30 protein-coding genes are annotated in these 25,084 nt (G+C 42.6%); 1 reads left to right on the plus strand and 29 read right to left on the minus strand.

Features of this window, described 5'->3' with window-relative positions:
- Positions 1-112: 112 nt before the first annotated feature.
- From ACNEUN_RS02235 to ACNEUN_RS02360, 26 genes are all read right to left on the minus strand, one after another.
- Positions 113-277 carry a hypothetical protein gene (locus ACNEUN_RS02235; protein WP_463630541.1) on the minus strand — a complete coding sequence of 55 codons (165 nt, stop codon included), beginning with the start codon at positions 275-277 and terminating at the stop codon, positions 113-115.
- Positions 261-911, minus strand: coding sequence for a virulence protein (locus ACNEUN_RS02240; protein WP_463630543.1), 651 nt, complete (start codon positions 909-911; stop codon positions 261-263). The genes ACNEUN_RS02235 and ACNEUN_RS02240 overlap by 17 nt, the downstream gene beginning before the upstream one ends.
- Positions 912-1,009: 98 nt before the next feature.
- A complete protein-coding gene (locus tag ACNEUN_RS02245) occupies positions 1,010-2,245 on the minus strand; it encodes a site-specific DNA-methyltransferase (protein ID WP_463630545.1) in 1,236 nt (411 codons plus the stop codon).
- Between the two features lie 14 nt (positions 2,246-2,259).
- Entirely contained in the window at positions 2,260-3,045 is a 786-nt protein-coding gene (locus ACNEUN_RS02250; RefSeq protein ID WP_463630546.1) for an S-adenosylmethionine synthetase N-terminal domain-containing protein, read from the minus strand.
- A gap of 11 nt (positions 3,046-3,056) precedes the next feature.
- Positions 3,057-3,608, minus strand: a complete 552-nt coding sequence (locus ACNEUN_RS02255) for a P27 family phage terminase small subunit (RefSeq protein ID WP_116712582.1) — start codon at positions 3,606-3,608, stop codon at positions 3,057-3,059.
- Between the two features lie 160 nt (positions 3,609-3,768).
- Positions 3,769-4,128 carry an HNH endonuclease gene (locus ACNEUN_RS02260; RefSeq protein ID WP_103084955.1) on the minus strand — a complete coding sequence of 120 codons (360 nt, stop codon included), beginning with the start codon at positions 4,126-4,128 and terminating at the stop codon, positions 3,769-3,771.
- Between the two features lie 152 nt (positions 4,129-4,280).
- Positions 4,281-4,709: an RNA polymerase sigma factor sigma-70 region 4 domain-containing protein gene (locus ACNEUN_RS02265; protein WP_018645368.1), complete on the minus strand. Its 429-nt coding sequence runs from the start codon at positions 4,707-4,709 to the stop codon at positions 4,281-4,283.
- Entirely contained in the window at positions 4,669-6,108 is a 1,440-nt protein-coding gene (locus ACNEUN_RS02270; protein WP_463630549.1) for an SNF2-related protein, read from the minus strand. The genes ACNEUN_RS02265 and ACNEUN_RS02270 overlap by 41 nt, the downstream gene beginning before the upstream one ends.
- Entirely contained in the window at positions 6,089-6,379 is a 291-nt protein-coding gene (locus ACNEUN_RS02275) for a VRR-NUC domain-containing protein (RefSeq protein WP_421776706.1), read from the minus strand. The genes ACNEUN_RS02270 and ACNEUN_RS02275 overlap by 20 nt, the downstream gene beginning before the upstream one ends.
- Positions 6,351-6,686 carry a hypothetical protein gene (locus ACNEUN_RS02280; protein WP_112928558.1) on the minus strand — a complete coding sequence of 112 codons (336 nt, stop codon included), beginning with the start codon at positions 6,684-6,686 and terminating at the stop codon, positions 6,351-6,353. The genes ACNEUN_RS02275 and ACNEUN_RS02280 overlap by 29 nt, the downstream gene beginning before the upstream one ends.
- A gap of 397 nt (positions 6,687-7,083) precedes the next feature.
- Complete coding sequence (locus ACNEUN_RS02285) at positions 7,084-9,111, minus strand: phage/plasmid primase, P4 family (protein WP_463630552.1); 2,028 nt, start codon at positions 9,109-9,111, stop codon at positions 7,084-7,086.
- Between the two features lie 185 nt (positions 9,112-9,296).
- Positions 9,297-9,665: a DUF7768 domain-containing protein gene (locus ACNEUN_RS02290; RefSeq protein WP_463630554.1), complete on the minus strand. Its 369-nt coding sequence runs from the start codon at positions 9,663-9,665 to the stop codon at positions 9,297-9,299.
- Positions 9,658-10,449, minus strand: a complete 792-nt coding sequence (locus tag ACNEUN_RS02295) for a phage antirepressor (protein WP_463630556.1) — start codon at positions 10,447-10,449, stop codon at positions 9,658-9,660. The genes ACNEUN_RS02290 and ACNEUN_RS02295 overlap by 8 nt, the downstream gene beginning before the upstream one ends.
- A 98-nt stretch (positions 10,450-10,547) precedes the next feature.
- Positions 10,548-13,451, minus strand: coding sequence for a DNA polymerase (locus tag ACNEUN_RS02300; protein WP_463630558.1), 2,904 nt, complete (start codon positions 13,449-13,451; stop codon positions 10,548-10,550).
- Between the two features lie 225 nt (positions 13,452-13,676).
- The gene (locus ACNEUN_RS02305) at positions 13,677-14,225 is read right to left on the minus strand and encodes a DUF2815 family protein (protein WP_048730083.1); all 549 of its coding nucleotides are present in this window, start codon (positions 14,223-14,225) and stop codon (positions 13,677-13,679) included.
- Between the two features lie 4 nt (positions 14,226-14,229).
- Entirely contained in the window at positions 14,230-15,360 is a 1,131-nt protein-coding gene (locus ACNEUN_RS02310; protein WP_192382104.1) for a DUF2800 domain-containing protein, read from the minus strand.
- Positions 15,353-15,661 carry a hypothetical protein gene (locus ACNEUN_RS02315; RefSeq protein WP_004114714.1) on the minus strand — a complete coding sequence of 103 codons (309 nt, stop codon included), beginning with the start codon at positions 15,659-15,661 and terminating at the stop codon, positions 15,353-15,355. Before ACNEUN_RS02315 ends, ACNEUN_RS02310 begins: the two co-directional genes overlap by 8 nt.
- Positions 15,662-15,672: 11 nt before the next feature.
- The gene (locus ACNEUN_RS02320) at positions 15,673-15,852 is read right to left on the minus strand and encodes a hypothetical protein (protein ID WP_004114712.1); all 180 of its coding nucleotides are present in this window, start codon (positions 15,850-15,852) and stop codon (positions 15,673-15,675) included.
- Positions 15,853-15,940: 88 nt separating this feature from the next.
- Positions 15,941-16,585, minus strand: coding sequence for a sigma-70 family RNA polymerase sigma factor (locus tag ACNEUN_RS02325; RefSeq protein ID WP_075038923.1), 645 nt, complete (start codon positions 16,583-16,585; stop codon positions 15,941-15,943).
- Between the two features lie 689 nt (positions 16,586-17,274).
- Positions 17,275-17,460, minus strand: coding sequence for a hypothetical protein (locus tag ACNEUN_RS02330; protein WP_463630561.1), 186 nt, complete (start codon positions 17,458-17,460; stop codon positions 17,275-17,277).
- Between the two features lie 497 nt (positions 17,461-17,957).
- Positions 17,958-18,314, minus strand: coding sequence for an addiction module antidote protein (locus tag ACNEUN_RS02335; RefSeq protein WP_009994576.1), 357 nt, complete (start codon positions 18,312-18,314; stop codon positions 17,958-17,960).
- On the minus strand, positions 18,308-18,619 hold the full coding sequence (locus ACNEUN_RS02340; protein ID WP_009994575.1) for a type II toxin-antitoxin system RelE/ParE family toxin: 312 nt from the start codon (positions 18,617-18,619) through the stop codon (positions 18,308-18,310). The genes ACNEUN_RS02335 and ACNEUN_RS02340 overlap by 7 nt, the downstream gene beginning before the upstream one ends.
- Positions 18,620-18,734: 115 nt before the next feature.
- A complete protein-coding gene (locus ACNEUN_RS02345) occupies positions 18,735-19,202 on the minus strand; it encodes a single-stranded DNA-binding protein (RefSeq protein ID WP_013399328.1) in 468 nt (155 codons plus the stop codon).
- An 11-nt stretch (positions 19,203-19,213) separates the two neighbouring features.
- Positions 19,214-19,546, minus strand: a complete 333-nt coding sequence (locus ACNEUN_RS02350; protein ID WP_463630564.1) for a hypothetical protein — start codon at positions 19,544-19,546, stop codon at positions 19,214-19,216.
- A gap of 960 nt (positions 19,547-20,506) precedes the next feature.
- On the minus strand, positions 20,507-20,746 hold the full coding sequence (locus tag ACNEUN_RS02355) for a hypothetical protein (protein WP_013399326.1): 240 nt from the start codon (positions 20,744-20,746) through the stop codon (positions 20,507-20,509).
- Between the two features lie 563 nt (positions 20,747-21,309).
- On the minus strand, positions 21,310-21,858 hold the full coding sequence (locus ACNEUN_RS02360) for a hypothetical protein (protein ID WP_230454556.1): 549 nt from the start codon (positions 21,856-21,858) through the stop codon (positions 21,310-21,312).
- A gap of 78 nt (positions 21,859-21,936) precedes the next feature.
- On the opposite strand from ACNEUN_RS02360, the gene ACNEUN_RS02365 reads away from it, so the two are divergent.
- Positions 21,937-22,059, plus strand: a complete 123-nt coding sequence (locus tag ACNEUN_RS02365; protein ID WP_255358933.1) for a hypothetical protein — start codon at positions 21,937-21,939, stop codon at positions 22,057-22,059.
- 408 nt (positions 22,060-22,467) lie between these two features.
- Here the strand turns inward: ACNEUN_RS02365 and ACNEUN_RS02370 are convergent, their stop codons facing one another.
- The 3 genes from ACNEUN_RS02370 to ACNEUN_RS02380 form a co-directional block, all read right to left on the minus strand.
- Positions 22,468-23,760 (minus strand): MFS transporter, encoded by a 1,293-nt coding sequence (locus ACNEUN_RS02370; protein ID WP_463630567.1) that lies wholly within the window; start codon positions 23,758-23,760, stop codon positions 22,468-22,470.
- On the minus strand, positions 23,744-24,232 hold the full coding sequence (locus ACNEUN_RS02375) for a hypothetical protein (protein WP_463630569.1): 489 nt from the start codon (positions 24,230-24,232) through the stop codon (positions 23,744-23,746). Before ACNEUN_RS02375 ends, ACNEUN_RS02370 begins: the two co-directional genes overlap by 17 nt.
- A 390-nt stretch (positions 24,233-24,622) precedes the next feature.
- Positions 24,623-24,952, minus strand: coding sequence for a hypothetical protein (locus tag ACNEUN_RS02380; protein ID WP_009993955.1), 330 nt, complete (start codon positions 24,950-24,952; stop codon positions 24,623-24,625).
- Positions 24,953-25,084 lie beyond the last annotated feature (132 nt).

Consider the following 25,084-nt stretch of genomic DNA (forward strand, 5'->3'; position numbering starts at 1 on the left):
AAAAGCGCGCAATAGCAAGCTTTTAAGCCAAGAAACACCGGGTATTTACACGTTTCCCCACCAGTTTTCGCTAATTTTTTTACTCTTAAAAACCGTTAAAATGTTTCTAAAATCATGCGGAAATAATCATCACCCAAAAATCATCTACTACAGTCAAACATACTTTTACAAAAACCTCGTTCTCTTGCTCTAAAATCGTAAGAATTTCTTCAACCAAAGAACCTGTAGGACAATCTTCACTCAACTCGTACGCCTGGTCTTCACTCGCATACAGCATTACGCTCACCCCCGTTTCTAAAAGCGCAGGATCCTTCTAAACGGGAAAGCATAATTTTCCTGTCTTGTTTAAACTCGTCTCCTATAAACCCGAGTCTAAGAAGAAAACATCTGAAAGCATACTTATCGTTAACCGTCTCACGCTTACTATTATTTACGCGTTTAATTTCCACGCTCATTTTACAAAGACTGTTTATAAACTTCGCATAGGATGCCAAGCCTGGTTGGTTAGCCTGCTCAAACCAAGGAAAAATAAGATTATCATCTTCTTCCTTAATATTAAGACTGTTCACTCCTAACGCTTTTTTAATAAGATCACCCTTATTATCAAGAATTTTCCTAAGCTTTACCACATCAGCCTTATCTTTAGGAAACTCAACACTAAAACATTGCGTACCATCACACGCGCAGACTGGAAGACTTATACCATAGTCAGCGTCTAACATGTTTTTTAAATCATCTAAGTTCTCTTCACTACTACACGTGACCGTACCATCTTTACTAATGTTGAAAACACCTATCCTGTAAGACATACTCGGAGTTTTTAAGTAAACAGCCTTTACTCCCGTAGAATCCTCTATAGCTTTAATAAGCGGCTGCCTATCTTTTCCTTTTAACCCGTATTTTAATTCCATTTTTCCTCCTTTAGATTTTTTCGGGTACATATATAAATCACTCTAAAGAAGGTTTTTAGCAAGCGGTCGCAAACTATTTTTCATATAAAATACGAGTCTTACTTGTTAGTAAATACTTCAGTAAACGAGTATTCTTTACCGCCTCTTAAAACTTTCACACTCTTATCATTTCCAACCTGCTCAATATAACGTTTCACAATCACGTCACAATATTTCTCGTCAAGCTCGATAGCGTAGCAGATTCTACCAGTCTGCTCGCAGGCTATAAGCGTGCTACCACTTCCAGCAAACGGATCTAACACAAGCGAGTTCGTCATACTCGAGTTTTTAATCGGATACGCTAAAAGAGCTATTGGTTTCATGGTTGGATGATCAGCGTTTTTCTTAGACTTTTCAAACTCCCAAACTGAAGTTTCTTTCCTACCCGCGTACCACTTGTGTTTACCTTTTTTCTTCCACCCATACAAACACGGTTCATGCTGCCACTGGTAAGGGCTTCTACCCAACACCAGAGACGGTTTCTTCCAAATACAACAACCTGAAAGATAAAACCCCGCGTCCTGGAATGCTTTTCTAAAATTCAAACCCTCCGTGTCAGCATGAAACACGTAGATAGACGCATCATCTGCCATCGCCTGCTCCATGTTCACGAACGAGTTGAAAAGAAACTGGTAAAACTTATCATCCTCCATATTATCGTTTTTAATTTTCCCAGCAGAACCCTCATAGTTCACGTTATAAGGCGGATCAGTAACCACCAGATTCACTTTAGTATCCTCAAGAAGCGTCTTAAATGTTTCTAACTTAGTAGCATCACCGCAAATAACACGATGCCTGCCAAGCGTCCAAATGTCACCCGGTTTAGAAAAACACGGTTCTTCCAATTCTTTTTCAACATCAAAATCATCATCACTCACGTCTTTATCAGCATCAAAAATACTGGAAAGCTCCGCCTCGTCAAACCCGAGAAGATCAAGATTAAAATCAGCCCCTTCAAGCTCCGACAACTCAACAGCCAATAGCTCACTATCCCAGCCGGCGTTAAGTGAAAGCTTATTATCCGCAATAATATAAGCACGCTTTTGTGTTTCAGTTAAATGGTTTTCTTTCACGCACGGAACTTTTTTAAGACCCAGTTTTAGTGCCGCGGCAAGCCTGCCATGGCCTGCGAGAATCGTATTATCTTCCGCTACTAGAATTGGGGAGAGGAAACCAAACTCGCGAATACTTGCCGCTATCTGAGCTACTTGCGCCTCAGAGTGTGTGCGAGCGTTTCTCACATACGGGATCAGCTCACTTACGTCAGCCAGATAATACTGCATTTCTTTTTCCATAAGCTTTCCTCCCGTTAGAAAAGACCCCAGCAAGCCAGCTTTTCAAAACCACCCACCGAGTCAATGTAATCTTTCGCAATTTTCACAATCTGCGCATACGGTTTACCATCAACCATTTCATCCCCGATAGCGCAAGAAAACTCAACCACACGGCCGGTTTCCTGCGCTTTCAAAAACGCGTAAATGTTAACCGACACGTCAGCTTTCGTAAGATCCTTACCATGCAATCCGCCGCCCGTAACAGAATCTGCCATGTCTGACCCGAGTTTTCGGTTAACCGCTCCCGTATCCACGCTGATACCACCCGTCCAGTCGCCTAAAGGATTAACAAACGCACTCGGATAGTCTTTCAATAAGTCTTCTCGTTTAGCGTGAGACTGGCAGATGATAAGCTTTTCACCATCAAGAACATACTTGCCGTCATACGGATACTTTTCATAAACCTTTCGAGCAATAGTAGAAAGCTTCTTCTGCTCAGCTGTTAGTGGTACGCCTTTAAAAATCCCGTTATCACCACAGCGAACCATGCCATTCTGGTTTTGGCTTAAATGCTTATCCTGCGGCACAACCGTAATATCAATCTTTACTTTCCCAGGGCTTAAACGGTGGATAATATTTTTAATATCCTTAAACTTAAACATCACCGTGCTTTCAATAAACACGGCACACTTACCATGCCCGAGCATCACTTCAACAGCAATCTTCGGATTCTCATCCAGCTTGTAAGCCAGATCAACAATTGCTCCGGCAATACGATCAGCAATCTTGTCAACATGCGACGGGTTTACTTTTTCTATCATAATTTTTCTCCTTATATGTTTTTACGTGTAATAAGCAGGCGTTCCATTAAATCGTTTTGAGGTGAAACACCATCAAACTCAGTCGAACAGTTTTCTTTCACAATTTGGAAAATCTCATTCCAAAGCCTGACCGCCTGATTCATGTAGTTAATACCAATATTGATAAAAGGCGATGGTATCGGTTTACCCGTGGTTGGATGCTTGGAAAGAAACCCGAGTTTACTGGTTACTTCTTCGCATTGAATCCAACGAGCACAGCTCATTGCATACCGTTCAATAAGAGGAGATGGCACTTTACTGCTAACACCAATGTCTTTTAGCCACTTCCATGTTTCTTCAAAAATTTCTTTAGCCTGAAGCTGAGTACCGTCTTTTTGTGTGGCGGATAAAAACTCGTGAGGCTGAGGCATTTCAGCACCTTCAAGCTCCGGAATATCAAGAACGCTTAAAGGCCTACCACCGGGGTTTCCTTCACTAGCTTTTTCAACAACCGCTTTCTTTTTCCGCCCGGCACCTACGCGTCTGCCGCCACGACCGCCGATATTATTTGATTTTGTAGGCAAAATTTCCGCCTCCTTTCCACATGAGTTTTAACTATTAAGAATTTTCGTGTTTGATTTTGCCTATTGCCCTTTTGAATATGCTGTTTTTGCACGCGAGACCCTGCGCCCGTTCCCCAGGGAATAGGTTTTTAGAGATTTTGACCGCCCCCTGGGGTGGTTTTTATTTGTTATGCCAGCGGTCTCCACGCTTAGCGTGAATTTTAGAATGACAGCTTTTACAAAGAGAAATAAGATTCTCTCTAGCGTGCGTTCCGCCTTCAGCAATCGGTTTAATATGATGAACCTGTTCTACCGGCACAAGCATATGGTTCTTAAAGCAAAGCTCACAGAAAGGATGCTCTCTCACATAAGAGTCTCTGACTTTCTGCCATGCTCTGCCGTAACGCTTGTGAGCATCATAAGGACGCTCGTATTTTTCGTATCGTCTGTTCTCTTGTTTTAAGTGTTCCTCACAAAACCTGCCGTCAGTTAGGTTCGGACAGCCTTGATAAGAACACGGTCTTTTAGGTTTTCTTGGCAAGACTTATCCTCCCTTCGGGCATGAAAAAAGCCCTGAAAGATTACTCTTCCAAGGCTTAGTATTTACAGTTTTTGCTAACTATATAATACCATATAGAAGGCTGTGCCATCTCATGCCAAACCATGCCAAAGCATGCCAACTTTTCTCAATTTTTAGATTCGAATAGGGTTTTCAGGAAAAACAAGATGCTCTAACGCATTACCATGCCATCTGATAACTGTTCTGACACCTGCATGGAGTTCTTTACCAATATCCTCCCACGTCATGTTACTCATGTAACGGTAGCGTAAAATCATCTGCTCATCCACGCTTTCAAGTTTAGAAATCACGTCCAAAATCTGCTCTTTCAAACTGATAAGCATCGTGATCTCCATGTTAATCTTTGCTTCTAAATCCATAACCCTTATAAGAGCTTTCACAAACGGAGCTTCCACGCTTCGAGTCGTTTGCACATACTCTCGGTCGTATCTTAATGAAGAAACACTTGTAGCAAGCTCACGCAGTCTTACTACCTCGTCCATGTCAGCTTTAATCCGTTTATCAAGAAGATAGGCTTGCCGTAAGTATTCTTTTTTGTTCATTCTTACCTCCATTTTGAGGTAAGTTCTCTCTAGAACCCCTTTCCCTCACTTCGTTAATTGATAGTCTTGCTTTAACCGACTCGATTAAAGCATCCTGCACTTTAGCCTTCATGCTTAAAGCCCTCATCACATCCTCATCAATCGTGTTCTTAGTGATGATGTGATGGATTACAACCGTGCTGGTTTGACCCTGACGGTTAAGTCTAGCGTTCGTCTGCTGGTAAAGTTCCAAGCTCCAAGTCAGGGAAAACCAGATAAGTGTAGAGCCGCCAGCCTGTAGGTTAAGACCATGACCTGCAGAAGCCGGGTGAATCAACGCTACAGGAATCATGCCGGCATTCCAGTCAGCAATATCAGCACTCGTTTTAATCTCACGCACGTTAAAACGTTTCTTAATCCGCTCAAGATCATGCTTAAACCAGTAAGCTACAAGCACCGGTTTACCGTTAGCCGCCTCGATTAAATCCTCTAACGCGTCCAGCTTACGATCATGAATATGAACGCTTTCTTTTTTCTCGTTATAAACCGCGCCGCCTGCCATTTGAAGAAGCTTATTTGAAAGAGACGCTGCGTTAATCGCATCAATCTCTTTACCCTCCAACGACACCACCATATCTGCTTTAAGCTCATCGTAGAGTTTTCGCTCCTTACCGGATAACTCTACTTTCACCTCGTTTATCACACACGCCGGCATTTTCAAATAGTCTTTCGACTTCATCGAAATCGTAATATCAGCTATCTGCTTATAGATTAAACTCTCAGCACCATCTTTAGGCTTATAAGAAAAAATCATGTGCTGGTTACGCTTATCAGGATTAAAAAAGTTCTGCCGATAATACGTAATATAACGGCCTAGCCTTTGACCCATATCAAGCAGCCTAAACTCAGCCCACAAATCCATAAGCCCGTTAGAAGAAGGAGTTCCTGTAAGACCTACAATCCTTTTAACTTTCGGCCTAGCCTTCAGTAATGCTTTAAAACGTTTCGCCTGATATGATTTAAAACTTGAAAGCTCATCTATCACAACCATGTCGAAATTAAACGGTAGGCCGCTTTTCATTATCAGCCACTCCACGTTTTCACGGTTAATAATATAAACGTGAGCAGGCGTTTTTAGTGCTTGAATCCGCTCCTTCTCACTGCCTGTTACCACAGAATAAGTCAGGTGTTTTAAATGCTCCCACTTTTCTAACTCTAAAGGCCACGTAGTGTTTGCAACCCTAAGAGGAGCTATAACAAGAGTTCTGGCAACATCAAAAGAGTCAAGCATCAGGTCGTTAATCGCTGTAAGACTTATAACACTCTTACCAAGTCCCATTTCAAGCAAAACCGCTGAAACCGGGTGTGTGATAATAAAATCAGTCGCATACTTTTGATACTCATGTGGCTCGTATAGCATCAATCACACCTCCAATCTGACTCTTGTCATCAACCACGAAAACCTTAAAACCTAAAGCCTGTAAATCTTTCATCCGTTTCACCTGTAAAACTCTAGGCTTTTTACCTGGTGCTTTAAGCTCCACAAAACCAATCTTGCCGCCATGAAGTAAAACCAGCCTGTCGGGAAGCCCGTCAACGGAAGGACTCGTAAGCTTTATAGCCATGCCACCAGCGGCTTTAACATCACGGACGAGTTTTCGCTCAGTTTCCTTTTCTCGTAAAAAGCCCATCAGATACCTCTTTTGCCATCTCAATGATTTTCTTATCCACTTCGTTTCTCGGCTCATCAGAAACATCGCCGTAAAACACGTCAATATAGTGATTGTTTAACTGTGGGTGATCTTTGAACATGTTGTCCTCAGCATGCGAAGATACTTCATCAATCATGTTCATGGCTTTTAACAGTCTGTCTTGATCTTTCGCTAAAAGCACCGGGCTGATATCAACCACTAATTGGTTAATCAGACTCTTAGTCAGTCGCATTGCTGCTCCTGCTTGCTTGTAGGTTTCTACTGTTCTCTCTTGTTTGTTAATCATGGTTTATTCCACCTTTCTCAAATCTTATTTTTCATTTATTGGATAGGGTTGTTTCATTCGTTGGTTTTGCCCGTTTACATCAGGCGAATGTTCTTTGTGTAGCCATGTATGCTTTAGACCCATCTTTTACTTTTCTCTATATATACTTATATTTCTTTTATTTTTTTCTCTTATATAAAAAGTAAAGAAAAAGGGTACACTATAATACAAAAACCTTATTTATCAGGCTTTTCTTTCTTGAAAGCGTGCATGGTAGCGTGTAGGCAACGCCTATTTTCGTGTATGAAAAAATCCTATAGAACTTTTCTCTTTGAACCCGGTTTTTACCATACGAAACATTTGCCTACACGCCTATACATTTTTCAGGAAGTATCTTTCAGTTTTACAGTGTTTTCCATCAAAGAAAATCCTCCTGTGCCTGCAAATTCGGGTTGATGGAAAGCCCACACCACTGGTAGCCTTTACCCGTCCGTTTTTTGCTATAACCTGCTAACAGTAAAGCCTTAGAAAAATCCCTATCGTTTCTAACATATTCACCATTAAGGTTTGCCCACTGACGGTAAGACAAGTAAAGACTCCTACTCATCTCCGTTTCATTCACACCCTTAATGCAATAATCAGTAATGAAATGGCCTATCCAGTCGTTTTCAGCACGATAAGCGTCCTTAGCCTGCTCTACCACCTTACAAGTAGGGAATTTATAACTGTTTTGGATATAAATCTTGGCTCCTTCAATCATCCATTGAAGTATTGCCCCACCTGCTTTTCGCAAGAGTTCATCAACATAGTCTGTTTTCGGATTCTTGATTTCTTTCGTAAACGGTGCGACAAAGATTCTCCGCCACGTTCCCTTATCGTTTGAACCGACCTTCGGAAGATGGTTCGTGTAGAGAATAGTTGAGTGGCTTGGTGTAAACGTAAAAGGAGCATAATATTTCCTCTCAGCTGAAATATCATCCACGCTTGCTATCTGTTTTAGCATGGAAATAGAAAGCCTTTGTCCTTCCTCGGTTTCCGAGGCAAGAATAAACCTTTTACCGCAAAGCTCTGCTAAATCCACTTTCACGTTTTTAGCCCGAGTGGTTAAAGACTCTGCAGGTATTTTCCCCGCATAATCTCCAAGCACGTGTGCTTCCGCGTTAAACACGGTCGACTTACCGTTACCGCCTGACCCGTACACTAGCAAAAGCGATTCTTCAAACACTTGACCTATAAGCGTACTACCCGCATGGCTTTGAAGAAATGTTTGAAACTCTTTGTCACCTGCGGTAACCATATCAAGCGTTGTCTGCCACAATCCCATGTTCTCCTGTGAAGGGCAAACAGCGGTCATTTTCGTGCAGTACGAACACGGATCATGTGCTTTTAGCATGCCTGTCTTTAAATCCACGATTCCGCAAGGCGTGTTTAGAATGAAAGCATCACGGTCCAGTTCTTCGTTTGCAACTTCCAGCATGGATTTAGCAAGTTTCAATATCCCGGACACTTTGCTGTGATCATTCATTTTCTTAGCAAACGAAAGATACTGTTTTGCCTGATTCACTTCACTCTTTGCTTTATCCGCCTGCTCTTTATCACCTGATGATTCGGCTTGAATGAACTGTTCGTAAGCTGTCTTAAACTCAACACCGGCATTTTTCAAAACCTTTTTAGCAATAAGCATGTAAAGTTTCATAACTTTAAGCTCAGACGCTTCCCACTTCTTTCCCGTCCAGTAAAGCCAGCCTGCAGACATCGTATAAACAGCCTTATTCTTGTTATGTTTGGCAAAAACCTCAGCCATCGCAATATCCGTTAAATCATCCGGCTTATACTCCTCATAGCTTTTGCCATACTCGCTAGGCGGAATATAACCTTCTTGACTTGCTACTTTAAGCCCGAACTTTTTAGCCGAATACCAGATTTTAGATAATTCTGCGTCAGGTAAAGGAGGATTGCACCGTTCTGCTTCACTCAAAAACTTCTCATGTGCTTCATCTGTCGCCCCATAACGTTTGATGAGTTTTCCTGCAATATGACTAAGCCTAGAGTTTCTCTGCCCCGATGGTATTTCTTCTGTTTCTGCATCAAATTCACCAAAAGCTTCTTCAGAGAGAAAATCAACGACTGTTTTTTCACCCTCGTAAAGTTCTACCAGCGGAGTTTTAACACCGTAGAGGAAACGTGCCGCATCAAGAGCGTTGCTGTCAAAATACGGGAATACTGATTGAATCCTTGTTTTAAGCTCTACATAAGCTTTAGCATCGCTTACTTCTTCAATTGGAAAATACACGTGAAAACGTGGTCTTGCACACTTCCCATGCTTGTCTTTCATGTGGTTTCTACTATAAGACGCATAAAAGCACACGTTCGGAAACGCTAAAGCAACATCAAAAGGCGTCACCCAGTCTTTACCAACATCAGAATGATCGTTATCACAGTCCATCGGAATACAGGTAGACGAAATGAAATTATCTTTAGACCTATAACTGTTAGTAAATTGTGCTGTGACATGGTCAAAAGAGATAGCCTTATTAAAACTATCTCGATCACAGACTTTTATTTCGCTAGTATACAAGCAGTTACTACTGTTTCCCACACAGGAAGCTGTATAAATTTTGCACTCAAGCATCAACATTCACCCCCTAAATCCTTATCCGTAAAATACTTAATCGGCTGGTTTCGTTTTTCAGCCAGATTGATTTCTACTTGCATGCCGCCTGTGATTTTCTCTCCGAACACCCATAGTTCATTGCACTTTCCTAAGAGAATAATGTCCATAAACATCGCATCCCCTCTATGCTTTTGATTCTCATCATCCATGAACGGGAAAAGCAGGTGTGGTGTTACTGGGATTGCTCCGCGCGAATACGCGTAAGCCGCACACCGAATAGCGTGGTTCACGTTTTTCTCCTTATCTCCACGGTAGGGAGCACAAATGTAGACGATAGGCTTAAAGTTCGGTGTTGTTTCTAAATGCTTTTTATAAGACTTACTCACTTTTAGCCTCCTGTTCAATCAACGGGTAGATCCCGTGTTGTGTCATGAGGTGATAGATGAAAAGCCTGCCTTTCTGAGTCCAATAAGTATGCATTTTTGAGTGTGTAACACCATTAGAATCCTCGTAGGTATTTGTGCGAGATTTCGTATATTCCTGATTGGCATACTTTTGATATAAAAGCCAGATATCAGACTGCTTAAATTGGACACCGAGTTCATGCAAAAAGTTATTCATCCACTGTGCTGACTTGCCATAATCTTTTGCAATCACACGCATAGAGATTATGTCTTTGCATTTAAGCACAACATCGTAATAGCTGGCTTTCGGTTTAAGCTCAGCTATCTGCTGTTTTTGCATAGCAGTCGTAAGCTCTAACGCTTCTCTTTTAGCACGCTCTTCTTTCAATGCGTTAAAAACAGCGATAGCCATATCAGGATTGTTGATAAGCTCATCTGTCGCATACATACCGTGCTTACGGATACTCGGAAGAACCTGTGATGTAACCCATCGTTTAAACTGACACGCTTTAGGAAGCTGACTTCTAAGAATAAGACTGTATAAACCAGACTCATTAATAACATACATTTCTCGGTTCTGACCTGAGTCGGTGAAACACCGAGTCAGCTTATCATCTTCATCTACATGCCTTTTCAGAGCATCAGACGTATCACGATAACCAAGAATCTCAGCCACATCCTTGCCCACAAAATAAGGAATACCATCTACTACTGTTGTGCGAACAGAGCCAAGCTCTACATTCTTAAATACTTGTAATTCATTCATAAAATTACCTCCTATGATTTTTTTCTGAAGGCGGTATTACCTTCTAAATCACAGGCAAAGAAAAAGAGCAGGTTTTTAACCCTGCTCCTAAATTTTTTTTAATCTTTTTTGTAAAACTCGCACTCGTAGCCGTCAGCGCGTAAAACAAGCCCTTCTGCCCAAGGTGGTGTTCTTCCCATTAGCTCACACACGCTTTGAACACTCACGCTTTTATCAGTTTCGATAATGGCTTCATCATGCACGTGAGCGACGATGCGATATTCTTTCAGCGTTTGCATTGCGTAAAGTAGAATGTCACGAGCTATAGCTTGCGTAATGTTTTCCACGAATTTAGGCCCATAACTTTCCAGCCGCTCCCATTTTTTAGTAGACCCCACACCCTCATAGGTGACCGATTCACCACCGTACTTGTTTTCTTCCACGCGTGGCTTCACATAGTAAAGGCATCTTTTCGAAGGCAGTTCGATGATAAGAAACCCACTCTTGTAAGTGAACACAATATTGTGTGTTCGAACAGATACGTGTTCGTGTACACACTGTTTTACCGCTCTGTCCACATCCCACCACAATGAAACAATATGTGGATTAGCAGATCTCCAATCATTAACCAACTGTTGCAAATCATCTTCATGTAAACCCATATCAAGAGCACCCATTGCCTTTAATGCTCCTACTGCACCACCGTAGCCACAGTTATGCACGAGCTTTCCCGATACGGTAAAACAATGATTTGGTCCGGCATTTCGTATGTCATAAACTCGAGCCTTGCTTCGATTAAACGCCAGTTTTTTCTGTGTTGTGCTACAGCTGTATTTGCTCTTGATATGATTTCTTCTCTGCCTATTCCTTTCGATAGCATTCTTGCAACTACCGATCTTGCGTATGGCCAATATTGTTGCTCCCACCGTGTTAGGATAGCGTTCTGCTTGTTGTTTTGATTGACTATTCTTGGAACAAAGCGGATATTTCCTTTTTCGTAGTTGCCGTTTGTATTTATCCGATCTAATTCCCAGTCTTTTCGCACATTGTCTACCTCTTGTAAAATCCACAAGCCTGCTTCTAAAACAGAATGGAAGCACCACTTTATCCCTCTTGCTCCATAGTTTTTGTAATTCGGATCTCTTGGATTGATACATCGCTGTTTTGCAGCACTTAGCCGCTTTTCTAACCATATTGGTATTTGTTTCGGCTGTGAGCAAGCTTGACATCCTTTTGATTTGCCCGACTTTAGACTGTTTAAGTCCTGCCATTGGACGCTTCCACACCCTACGCATTGTGTCAGTACATAACAGTGGTTTTGCTTTTGATTCCAGCGTTTCTCTGCACTTATGATTTTCACCCAGCCGTATTGTTCTCCGACCATCTCCGGTTTGTATGAGATGTGTTTTGCAGATGGCGGATTCAATAAACCGTATTGGCTTCGGTTTCCCTTTAACCCAGACGAGATGGTCTGGTGTTGCTCTAAGTCCTTCATACTCGATTACCTCCTTTACACCCTTAAAAACAACTCCGTTATGGTTAACCCAGTTTTCTCCGTCCCACACTTTTTGTTTTGTAGTGACTTCTTCAATTGGGACGAGCCCTTCATCTGTGAGTACAAGTTCACCTTCAGCAATACAAGCGAGTTCCGCGATCTTCCCTTTCTGCCGTAAATGCCCGTTTACTCCATGTTTTTCAACAGGCACGCCAAACATTTGAGAAGCTGACGAGCAGTAAATGTCTTTACCTTCCGCGAATACTCGCATACGCCATTTTTCACCTGCAAGCCAAGCCAAGACTCTCGCTTCGATTGCTGAAAAGTCTGCGACAATAAACTTAAATCCCGTGCGTGGAATAAAAGCAGTGCGGATAAGCTGGGATAAGGTATCCGGAATATCCTCATAAAGCATTTCCAACGCTTCAACATTTCCCTGTTTAACAAGACTTCTAGCCTCCGCCAAATCAGGCAAATGGTTTTGTGGCAGGTTTTGTAATTGCACAAGCCTTCCCGCAAACCTTCCGGTACGGTTTGCACCATAGAAGCGAAACATGCCACGCTCCCGATAATCCATACAGGCAGCGTTTTTCATCGCCGTATACTTTTTCACCGAGGATTTAGCAAGCTGCTGGCGAAGCCGTAAAACTTCCGCCAGTTCTTTACTCACTGTTTTAAGTTCTTTAGCGACTTCTTTTTTACCAAGCGACTCCATTTCAAGACCATGCTTTTTAAGCCAAGAGCGCATTTGTAGCACGGAGTTCGGGTTTTCTAAACCTGTAATATGCTTAAGCTCACTCATGAGATGCGTTTTCACCTCTAAGTCGAGTTTTATGGCTGATTCAACGAAAAGAGGATCTATTCCTATCCCACGGTCGTTTATCTGTTGGTCGAGATAAAACTCCTGCCATAAAAAGTCTGGTACGGGAAAGCGTGAGAGTTTTTCTTGAATACTCATTTCAACTTCCACATCACGCTTGTTATACGATTTGAAAAGCTCCCATTTTTCCTTATCGTGGAAATACTTGTTTCTTGTTCTTCCACCGTTTACTTTCGTAGGATTACACGGCAGGCAGAAATATTTAATAAGATTCTTACCCTCAGTGAGTTTCTGCTTATCAAGACCCAATACTGCTCCCACGCTTTCCAAAGACATGGGAAGCCCCAGGGTGGCTGACCAGATCATTGTGCAATGCCACGAGCAGGGGTTTAAAAACAAGCCTTCACTTTTCCCCGTCTGACCAGGGTTAACATTGATGCCTTTATCTCGCAGGTAGCGTGATAAGCAGACTCTTTCAAACTGAGCGTTAAACGCCCACTTGGTTACTGTTTCATCTGTTAAGGCAGAAAGCACAACCTCGGGTATGGTTTCACCTTGTGCTAAATCAACGACCTGAACTTCACTACCGTCCACACTGTAACCAAAAAGCAGTATTTCAAAATCATCCGATTCTGCGTACTTGTAAACACCACATTTACCAAGATTTACACTCGAAAACGTCTCTAAATCCACACTCAAATTTTCCAAATTACATCACCTCCAAGTTAATAAAAGAGGTGACAGAAAACCTGCCACCCCGCTTATAGAATCTTCTAAATCCTGTTTTCAGGAATCTTCTAATTCCTATTTAGAATGTGTTTAATATCAACGTAAAGACTCACGAGTTTCTTTACCGTAAAATCAAGAAGTAATACTCCTATAAACACTGAAATAAAAACCGCTATAACAATTTCCATAATTAACTCACGCTCCTTATGCTAGAAAGTCATCATCTTCTAAAGTCGTAAAATCATCGGTTGCGAGGCTACGTCCGCCGAGTGGCTCACCGTCTCGAATCTTTTGAATATTGCAAAGACCGCAAGCAACTCCCTTATTACCGTTAGAGTTAAACGCGTAAAAGTTGATGGAAACTCTCGCATAGCAGCCTGAATACACTTCACTACGGTCCATGATTGGTTTTACCTGTTTGTCTACAATCTGCGGAGCCGTGGTTGAGTTCGCGTTAATGAAGTAATGTCCTTTATACGCTTCATCATCACGCTCAATATCCCCGTCCCTGAGTGGTGTTTTAAGAGCAGCCTTGTTTGGTTTTTTACCACCAAACTTACCGACACCTTCCTCAATAGCAGCATCAATAGCTTTCTCAATAGCGTTTACTGTTTCAACATCACTTTTAGGGATAAGCAGTGAAACACTATATTTTTCAGGACCGCCGTTAATAGACTTTGGCTCCCAACCGTTAAAATAGGAAAGACGCGTGTTCTTACCGGTGATAACCTTCGTGTTATTTAATTTAGACATAGTACTAATTCTCCTTTTTGAATTCGTTATTTGCGTTTGAAACATTAACTTTTGCTCGCTTATCAGAGTCTGGTACGAGCGTAAGTTTCCCGGACGGTTTGATAATGAGGTCGCCCAGAATATCCTCAAATTTTTTCTTGCCCATCAGCTTTTGCATTTCTGTTAAACCAATAAGACTAGTTTTGAAAATGTCAGTAAAGCCTGCGGCTTTTGCTTTCTCAATAACAGCTGTCTCATCCTTAAACTTGCGAACTGATCTGCCTTCTACGAGCTTGAAACCAGACCACTCTTTACCATGGTTAATAGCGGAATCTGTGGCGTACGCTAAAACATCATCAGCCCACTTCGTGAGCTTAGGTATAAGCGTGAGTACTTCTTCAATCTCACTATCTGTTAAAACAGATGGCTCTTTGAACTCAAATTCTGCAAGTTTAAGGTTTTCTTCCGCACGTTTACGGCACGTGGCTTTTGCCCTGCAAAACCTGCACCAGTCACCGGCTTCAAATTCGCCTTCGCCTGCGCCTGCAAGCTCGGCTTTAGGTTTAAGCACGCTTTCAGCCCAAGAAATAAGCTCCGCGACAGGTAGTGTGAAAGTTGATACGTTGTCACGTCTTGGCTGAAAAATACTCATCTCAACAGTTTGAATCTCATACAAGCTGTCGAAAAGCGTTAAAGCTCCAAGCGCGTAGCATTTCATCTGCGGATTCTCGTAAGCATCAACCAGCACGCCTTGACCATACTTAAAGTCGATAACCTGCAGAGTTTTTTCGCCTACAATAATGCAGTCCGCTGTACCAAACCCGTCCGGCACGTAAGCTGAAAAATCAACTTTCTGCTCGATGAGAATAATAGGATCTTGACAGTTAAGTTTTGCCTGCTCGTATTTTTCCAACACGAAATCCACGTAAGCATCCGAGCATTCCTGCATCTCACTTGAGTCATACTCGGTTAACGGTTTTTCACACGGACGGTTAAGAAACTTATTCAGCTTGTACTCACACCACGCGTGTGCTGCCGTTCCTTCCTTTGCTGCAGCAGAAGTAGTGTTTTCAAACTTTTCTTCTAAAACAGCACTAGGAGTACACTTAATCCACCTGTGAGCAGAAGACGGTGAAAGTAAAGCATGCTTAGTCACCTTTAATTCCCTCCGCTTCATGCAATAGGCTCTCATACTCGCTTTCAGGAACATCCGATAGCTTTTGCGCACCGTGCTTAACGATGAGTTTCTTCACATCAGCTGTCTTTCCCATCTGGCTAAGCTTTGCTAAAACCGCTCGCACATCCTCTAAACTCACCTTTTTAACAGACTCCTTATTATTAGAAGCTGTTTCTTTACAACCAACACCAGAAGCACCGGCATCATCAAACAGCGTTTTAAGATGAACTGTTAAGTTTTCCAAGTCTTTGATGACTTCTCTCAATATTTCCTTGTTCACGGTTTTCCTCCTTAAACTTCTTTGACATCAACTGACTGAACACTCTTTCCAGGATCTAATAGATAGACTTGCGAGTAATCACCAAACAGCCAGCGGATAAACCGTTGAGGTAATCGCATCACAGCTCCACGTAGAACCTGTTTCTTCTCACCGTTTTCACCGGTGACGTTAATAACGATCTTGTGTTTCATGGTTTGCCTCCTTTCTATAAGGGGTTTCTTCCTTACACATCACAGGCAAAGAAAAAGGAGGAGTTTTTAACCTCCTCCTAAAAAATTTCTAGAATTTTTCTGGTAAAACTTTTTTAAGATTTACGATGGCACTATCGAGATGCTTTTTCACGCCAGCAGACGAAATACCAAGCATGCTCGCAATCTCTGACTGAGTGTATCCTTCAATAAACATCAAACGAATAACCTGACGTTGCTTGTCAGTAAGCGTTGAAAACGCATGCTCCATTTCTTCTGACATTTCAAAACCATAATCGTTGGTAATAAAACCATAATCATCAGTAGTACTGAGAGCTTCAGCAAGATGACTTTTATCTACTTCAAGCTCGCCATCTGCATCAAAGTCAATCGAGGAATTATAGTTGGGTAGGAAATGCTTGTTAGCAGCGTAGTCAACGTCGTCTTTGTTGGGTTTGTAGCCGTGTCTTTCTTCGAAACGTTTGACGTACTTCTCTTTCCACGCCTTAATTTCAGCTTTTTCTTCAGCAGTTCTACCTGGACGCAGGTTCTTATTGTTGTAGTAAACCTCGCTGTCATCCATTGAGTGAAGCATCTTAATATCCGCAACGGTTACACCGTTTTCGCCAGGTTTAATAACGATGACTTCTTTTTCATAGCCACCATTGTTGTTGGAAAGCAACCTCTCGTAAGTGTAGATATTTCTTTCCTTAATATTTGTTTTGCGAGTCTTCATAAAGAACTCCTTCCATCGATTTCGATGAAGGAATCCTTTGAATTCAGCTAAAACGAGGCATAGTAAAGCCACTACAAGCTAAAAATGAAGAATTCCTTCATTTTGTTACTTGCAGCTGCCTCATTCAGTAAGACCGCTGACATTATTAAGTTGTTTTTACGAAGTTTCTGAATGAGCTTTTGTACAATTAGCAAACTTCGTAAACGCCGTATAGATGAAATATGTCTATACTTTGAAAGAGAAAACGTGTTTTTGCGTTAAGAATCTTTCTGCACACGCCTACCACACTGATTCAACTTGTTATAAGCACAGCTTTTTTGATAAGATATGCGCGAAAGAATTACACATTGACATGAGTTTTTCTTTCTACCTCTAACCTATAGTTGACCGCGTTGTATGTGTAGGCTGATTAGAGTTACTAAGGAGGAAGAGAGTTACTATTTTTCAACAAGGGGGTTATTTAAGATGACTTCAATAAAAAACATCTCGGTTAATGTTCCGTATCTCAGTGGTGGAATCTTATTTAACCTGCTTACTGAATCAACAAAACAAAAAATAACTGCTCGTGCAAAACATAATGGCTATAAAGACTTATACAGTGACACTAATTTGATGGCTTCACTGATTACCTTAACTATTGGGGACTCGTTTATTCCGACGGGGGATACATTTAAGAAAAACACCAGCGACTATAAACGATGCCTTATAAGCAAATCCACATAGTCAGCTTCATCGGCTATGTCTTTTTCGAGGGTAAGGGGATCGACCGACTGGAGAAAAGTGGCGATGAGGTTGTCGTAGCTGGCATATTTTTTGAGTGCTTCGATAGCGTCTTTTTCACTGGTGAACGAGTAGAGAATGCTGGAGTGTCCCATAATAATTGTCCTTTCTTATGTGTGTCACTGTGTGCGTGACAAGCGTTAAGCAGCACACAACCCGTTGCCATAAGACACTCCGCCACCCCTCTAAAAATGATATGGGTTCTTGTGGGGCGCGCCCACACCCGTGGAAAGGCTTCCCTGTCTGCAATTTTTGCAGGCATGGGGAGCCTGAAAAACGATGGTGTCTGGCGCGAACTGCAAGAATCCTTATCGGGGTGGTGTGTGTGGATTGTGGTGGGTGTGTGCTTGTCTTGGCGCTGGCACGCACAAAGCTCATGTGGGGCGGCCGGGGTGCAGCATCTTTGCTGCACCCGTGTCATACAGACAACCCTTTAAGGGTTGGCATTAGCCCCACATGATATATAGGTCAGGAATATATGAGTAATGGTCGATCTCACGTGCGGTAATGTCGACCATTTCCATTTTGGTGGTGGTTGGTTTTCTATCAAAGGACAAGCCAACCACCCGATTTTTGGTCCCTTAGAGGGTGTTTACGCGTATGCAGGTTCTTTATATACTATGCCTTCTTTGTTCTTGTGATCTTTGGATGTTTCCTCTTCGTTTTCCTCTAGTGGACGTAGTGAGAGACTAAACCCGAGATTGTCAAGAACACGCATAAGAGTATCTAAACGTGGGTTGCCTTTGCCGGAAAGGATTTGATACAAGCTTTCGCGTGGAATTCCGGAACGCTGCGCAAGCTTTGTCATTCCCTCAGATTTTGCTACTTCGCCTAGTGCTTGAGTAAAGAAGTGCGCATCGTTAGCTTCTAATGCCGCATTAAGGAAATAAATGATAGATTCTGGGTCGGTTAGATAGTTTTGAATATCGAATTCTCGTGTCTTTACCATTGTCCTGCTTCTTTCATGTCTTTAAGGAGAGCGTCTGCTTTCTTGATATCCTTGTCTTGTGTGGATTTGTCTCCACCAAAGACAAGGAGAACTATCTTGTCTTGTTTTTGGGCGAAATACACGCGATACCCTGCATCGATATGGAATCGTGCTTCTTTGAGTTCGCCATGTATGGTTTTAACGTCTCCGAAAACCATGCTCTCATTTTTCCACTGGAAGAGTCGAGAGCCGATAGCTAGTTGAGCTCGTCTATTTTTAAGCTTTTCTAGCCATTTTGTAAATTCTTCTGTTTCTATTATTCTCACACATCAATTGTAAGATATTTCTTACAGTTTGTCAATCTGAAGCAATAAGAGTGCGGGTCTCTCTACCTTTCTTCTAGGTAGAGAGACCCGCACTCTTTAACTTAAACTACAGCCTTTAGAATGGCATATCACCTGGGTCGTAACCAGTCATCCAATCGTCCTCTGATGAGGCTGGTTGTTCTGGAGCAGCTACAGGTGTGGTGTCGCGGTTTTGCCGCATAGCGAGCAGTGCGATATTGGTTGTAAGGTTTTCAGCATTAAAACTGACTTGGGCGTGGGCTTTGCCGTCTTTGCCTATCCATGCGGATGGGCGTGGATCGAACCGGCCTATCGCAATGACGGGCATGCCTTTACCCAGTTGCCCATTGTTCCATAGGGTTTCGAGGATTTCCGCAGACCTACCGAATATTTTTACCTGGATGAAGTCTGCTGGTCCGTCGACCCACTGCCCATTTTCCTGGCGTCTGTTTTGTGATGCGATGGTCAATTGGAGCATAGCGCGTTTACGGTCTGCTGGCGGGAAGTAGGTGTGATTGTCGGTGAGGTTTCCTTCGATAGTTTGAGCGATGGTCGTTTTCATCATTGTTCTCCTTTTTAGTTGAGGTTGTTGAGGCTTATTTCTGTGACTGAGTTTAAGACTTCGGGTAGGTTTTTGAGCTCATCGAGTCCGAATTGGCTTGTGATACGGTCCAGATCGTATGTGTCGGTCGCGTTGATGATCCACAGGACGCCTTGCGTGTTTCCGAGTTTGGATGCGCGGAATGCTTCAAGACGGTTCAGGATTGCCGCGATGTTTTTCGCTTTTTCTGGGGTGAGGATACTGGTTTTGATGAAGCTTAATTGTGGTGTCCACCCGTTACTGTCATTCATGTCTACGGTGTGGGTGATACGGATGACGAGGCGGACTTTACGTTCTTGTTCACTCATTGCAAGTCTTCTTTCGTCTTATTGTGGTTACTGGTGTATGGTTCTATTCCGTGTGTGGCTGCTATTTCTTTGAGGGATACCCGTTTTTCTGGTATCCAGGCTTGGTAGAAGTAGTAGTGGGCAAAGAATGCCATCATACCGATGACACTGATTGAGCTAAAGATAATAAAGGTTTGCGTGTTTGTAGGGAGAAAACTGTTATAAAGCGCTGCTGCCAGTACGAGGGTTATGGTTACTGCGAGAACGCTTAAGAGTACTGTCCATGCGCGAATAATTGTCTGGTGTTGGCAATTGCGTACTCGACTGCTGTCTTTCCATAATCTATTTGTTTCTGTGTATGCTGTAGCAAGGAGGATCCAGCATGAGATGATACTTGCGAGTATGATTGCCCACTGTGGCATGCCGTGGCCTATTTGTGAGCATAAGGCAGGGGCAGCGGGTGCTAAGACGAGCCATAGAAGGTCACGCTGCCCGTTGTCTAGTGTAAACTCCATGATAATTCTCCTTTTAAGATTCTCTTGTTTTGATGAAGCTTAATTGTGGTGTCCACCCGTTACTGTCATTCATATCGATGGTGTGGGTGATACGGATGACGAGACGGACTTTACGTTCTTGTTCACTCATTCTTGTTCTTTCTTTTCGTTGCTCGTTTTGATTTTTTGATACATGCCACCTGAAAAGTTGCCGATAAGAAATGCAAAGGCTGCGAGAGTAATCGTTCGTATAGTCTGGTTGTCTGATAGTGTTTCTACGAGTACGCAGACGGTCACACTGGTAAAAATTAGTGCGAGTGTGAGTTTTTGCCATCGTGTTTTTGGCGTATGTGTCTTGTTCGCGCTCTCTTGCATGAGATGTGCCATGTAGGTTACAAGACCGCTGTATGCAATAAGTGCATTTATTAGGATGAATGCTGCGAGTATACGAATGAGCATAAAAGACCTTTCTTTGTTGTAGTTTTGGTTATTCTTGGAATAAGGCGGGCTCTAGTTGGGAGACATAGTCTTTATCGAGTGTCCAGTTGTGGATGAAGCGTAGGTCGCACGAGTTTTCGTATGTGTTTTCAAGCTCGCTTATGGGGTGGATGGTGTATCCGGTTTTTTGCGCGTCTTGCTCATCTTGTGTGTTTTCGCAGATGTAGATTTTGTGGCATCCGTCGTATGCGAAGCTTGTGCCGGTGACTGGCTTGCTGTTAATTTTCATTCTTGTTTTCCTTTCTACTTGTATATGATTTTTCTTATGGTTTGGTTTTATATAAAAACCCTGGTGTGATTATTTTTCGTTCGTGTTGTTGAACACTGGAAGGGACAAAAACGGAATGCGCTGGAGCCAACCCCTTGCGGGCCCTAGCTTCGCGCGTGTCCGTAACGCGAGTGGAGGACGCGGGGAAGTTGGCGGAAGTGACCCGTTTTTTAGAGTGGGAAGTGTCAAGAACACGTCATAAAAAGCAAAAAATGAGAGTACACCGCAGGTGTTCCATGCGATGATAATGGGTCTGCCGCCATGATAGTGGTGGCAGATTCTTTGTTCTGCTGGTGGCGGCTGGTTCACACATCTTTGTGTGAACTTATGGAAGCATAGTAGCCACCCTTCTCGCGTGGTAATAGCGCGGCTTGCTCCTGGGGGTAATGCCCTAAAATTTATGGAATTTTGTTCAGGGCATGCCCTAGGGGTAAGACGCGCCCCGCGCGGGAGGGTGGCTGCGATAAGCCACCAGGGGCTGGCAGAAAAAGTTGCGCTTCTTTTTCTGCCAGCAAACCCTCTGCTTACTTCTGGCACCAGTGGGGTGTGATGTGGTGAAGGAGCGCTGTAGTAGTGATGCGTGCAAGCCCGTACTTCTCGTCTATCGTGAGTGCTTTCTGGGCTGTGATACGAGCGTTTGTCGTGTCATTTTTCAGCCAATACAAGTATGACAGTGTGCCATAGACTGTGACAGTTTCCCTCTGACTTAATCCTTTAAGTTCCAGCATGGTGGTCAGCAGTGCTATTGCACGATGGATGCGCCGTGTGTCGAGGGTGAAATTGTCATCTCTAAAAACCAGGTCGAGGCTTGAACGCACATAGTGGACAGTTTTCTCAGCGAATGGGTGCTCAACGTTATCGAGGAAGTCTTGCATGGTGCAGCCATGGAAACTATCAATAAGGAACATGTCACGCACGATGAGGAGACTGCTTAATGCTTGGATACCGTAGCGTAGTGTGTTCTCGTCCAATCCTTTCGTGGTAAAGCCTGCTAGGTAGTTGTGGAATGCTACGAGAGCTTCTACCTCTCCTATTAGGAGTGTGACCGTGTGGTCGCTGTTGATGGTAACCATTTTTTTTATCCTTTCCTTGTGTGTTGGTAGTTCCAGGGCAGGCACACCCGTAAACCCACAAGAACACTCCCAGTCCTTGTGCGACGCTCCAGGCTCGACTCCGGTCAGCCCGTGGAACATGTTGTGGAATGGGCTGGCAGGGGTGAGCTTGTTGGGTGGCGTGACAAGGCTGGCGTGTGGTCTTTGGACTGGGTGTGCTAGCCTCTGGGCTACCAACACGAGAAAGTGTGGGCGGCGACCGGTGGCAGCATTCTTGCTGCGCCACAACAGTACAGTCTCCACGAGTGAAACTCGTGGAGACAATAGCCGCCCAGACTTTTTAGTGGATCCGGGTATGGTGCTGATATTTCTTTTAATTCTCATGATGTTAGTCAAAAGAATTTACAGACGGGACATCAGTTATAAATATCCTAGATATAGATGTTGGTGCTATTTGCTCACGGCACAAATGAACACTCTATGACAGATAAAGTATGGTTCACTCGGTTAACTTAGATGTCTGAATTGAAAGCGTTCTAATTTAAAAATAAGCTGCGCTGTGAAACTTCTGTAGTGAACTTTCACAGCGCAGCTTGTAGTTGTGCTCGTATTTACAATATTTATTGCATCTTATTCTGCTTTAATTGAACGCAATCGCTTATCGAATATGCAGATAAGCACCAGTATAAAGTGGATAAGAGCAGCTATGACAATTATTCCTGACTCTGCATGTAGAGATGGAATGGTCATGTGGGAATAAGCGTAATCCCATAGCGGATAGCTTACTGCTCCTATAGCGGCAACAACTGAGATGAATACAGACATTACCTGTCCAACGAGATTATCATCTACTGCATGAATAAATACTGTTTGGAATGGTGGATTTACTACTCCTTGGAAGAAAGCAAAAAGGAAACCAAACACGACTGCTGCTATAGCGTTAGGCGCTAATGCCAGTCCTATTATAGAAAGAGTCACTAGTATATGTGAAAGAGTGAGTAGCATAGAGAAGGACATTTTGCTGGACACTTTTGGCGCGATGAGATAGCTGAGGGCATACCCAAGTGACATTGCGCTTAAATACCAGCCATATCCTTCTGCACTATGTAGAACCATTGAGAATAAGAGGACTCCAGCAAAGCTTATGACAGTAGATGCGATAGCTTCGAGTATTGCAAATGGAGCTAAAGTCCTGTACGTTTGGTTTTTTACAAATGTTGCCATTCCCCTAGCCCAAGTTGCCAAAAAGCCTTGAGAATATTCTGGATTTTCATCTGCGACGTCTGAAGTATAAATTCCGGTTCTAACTGCATGCTTGTAAATAAAATAAATAAAAATTATTATTCCTGCTAATGCGATAGTTTCTGTAAATAGAATTGGAATGTATAAATATTTACTACTCGCAAAACCTGCAACTGCTGGTCCTACTAATGTACCCATGAGGCTTGTAAAGCGAAGAAGTGAAAGAACATTAATAAGATCATCATTTTTTGTTACACGATTAACAAAGGAAGTAATAGCAGGAAAATAGAAAGTATCACATGCTGTCGTAACCATTACAAGTATACAAACACACCAAAATAGGAGCAACTTGTTAGCAGATGGGGTTGAGAAGGATACCGATACAATTGCGATAATACATAATCCCGCAATCATTCTTGCTAAGCATGCAGCAACTGTTGTCCTGAAAATTCCTACATGCTCAGCTAGTGCTCCTGAGAAAAGGCCTGCTACTAATTCACTTATTGCAGTGAGGGTGAGGTAAAGCGATAAATAATGGCTTGACTGCTGAAAACCGATAAAAAGTGAGTTCAATAGCCATAATTGAATAGTAGTTGAGGCTAGTGTAGTTGCATAGTTAGAAAGAAAATCACTAGCTGCTAAACGCAGATATCCGCGGTAAGGTTTAAATAGATTCGTCAAGGTTTGCTCGTTTCGCGAAATTACATTGCCAAATTATTGCTTGAGAGATGCTATCGGCACTAGTAGTGAAGTATGTTGTAAAGTCGTCGTTATCCCAAATCTGTTGCTGTAGGTTCTTGTCATCACGCACTGTGCTAAAGAGTTGAATAATCTGCTCGACGCAAGATAATGTTTTCTTTATATAGAAGTATTGTTGTGCGAAATCGACTTCTACTTGCTCTCCAGGGATAGTCGTATGTATTTCTTGGAATGTCCGTAGCAAATCAATTGTTTTAATAAGCGATATTTTACATGTCTCGAAATATTCTTGTATTGAATGGATGGTGGATGTTTTCGCTGTGTTTGTACTGACGATAGTGGCTTCAAGTGCAGCATTTGCTTTGAAAAAATATTCTGTTGCTTCAAATAGAGAAGCGCAATATGCTGTACTTGATTTCACATACTCATCAAACATTTCTTCGTACGAAGTCATGTTCATTATTAACCTTTGGTGTGAATATGTGCGGATAAATTATGCCTAAATCATATGAGGATATGGTCGAGGTCGTGGGTTGATTCCGCCGCGCTTGCTATTCTTGTTCATCTTTGCCTCCTTTCATAAGAACAATGCTGTATCTTATTTGCATCTTCATCTATGAAGATACAAATAATCCTAATACAGGATTCGCATTCTTTCCAAGTGTGTCTCTTATTGTGGAATAATTTTATATAAAAATTAGTAGTACATTATTAGACCTTAACTATTTACCAGTCTCAGCTCGTAGTACGTGTTTTCTGATATCCCTACTGTTTGGCAGAGTCCGGCTATTCGTATGTCAGGATTCTTTCTGTGGAATTGGTGGATAAGGTGTAACGCTTGGCTTCAATCAAAACCCTCAACTCTGCTCGCCATCTGGTCGAGGAATATGCTGACTTGCTTGTGTACTTGTTCTGGCATGCCGGACTGTGTGTAGTCGGTGTTTTCCCGCCTGTTGATGCAGCGTTCAATCCTTTTGCGCCCGATGAGGGTGGACGGCATTCCAGCCTGTGCAAAAATAACAGACGGTCTGACACCGTTATCGTATTGCTGGACAGCGTCTTTGTGGAATTGGCTTGTGTAGTAGATTCGTGTGGCTGTCGCGTGTTTGATAGCTGGAAGACTGTTGAGATAAGCACGTTGACTAGGGGTAAAGGCTGTGTCTTTTCTACTCATGAGTATGAACCGTTACGTGTGAAAGATTAATAAGAAATCAATAGAGGAAGAAGAAAATATAGAGTGAGGGGCCACACCATTGCACGGAGATAGTCCCGTGTGCATGTGCGACCCCTCGCCAGTTAATACTAA

It is taken from the genome of Gardnerella sp. C0684A1, from assembly GCF_055326835.1.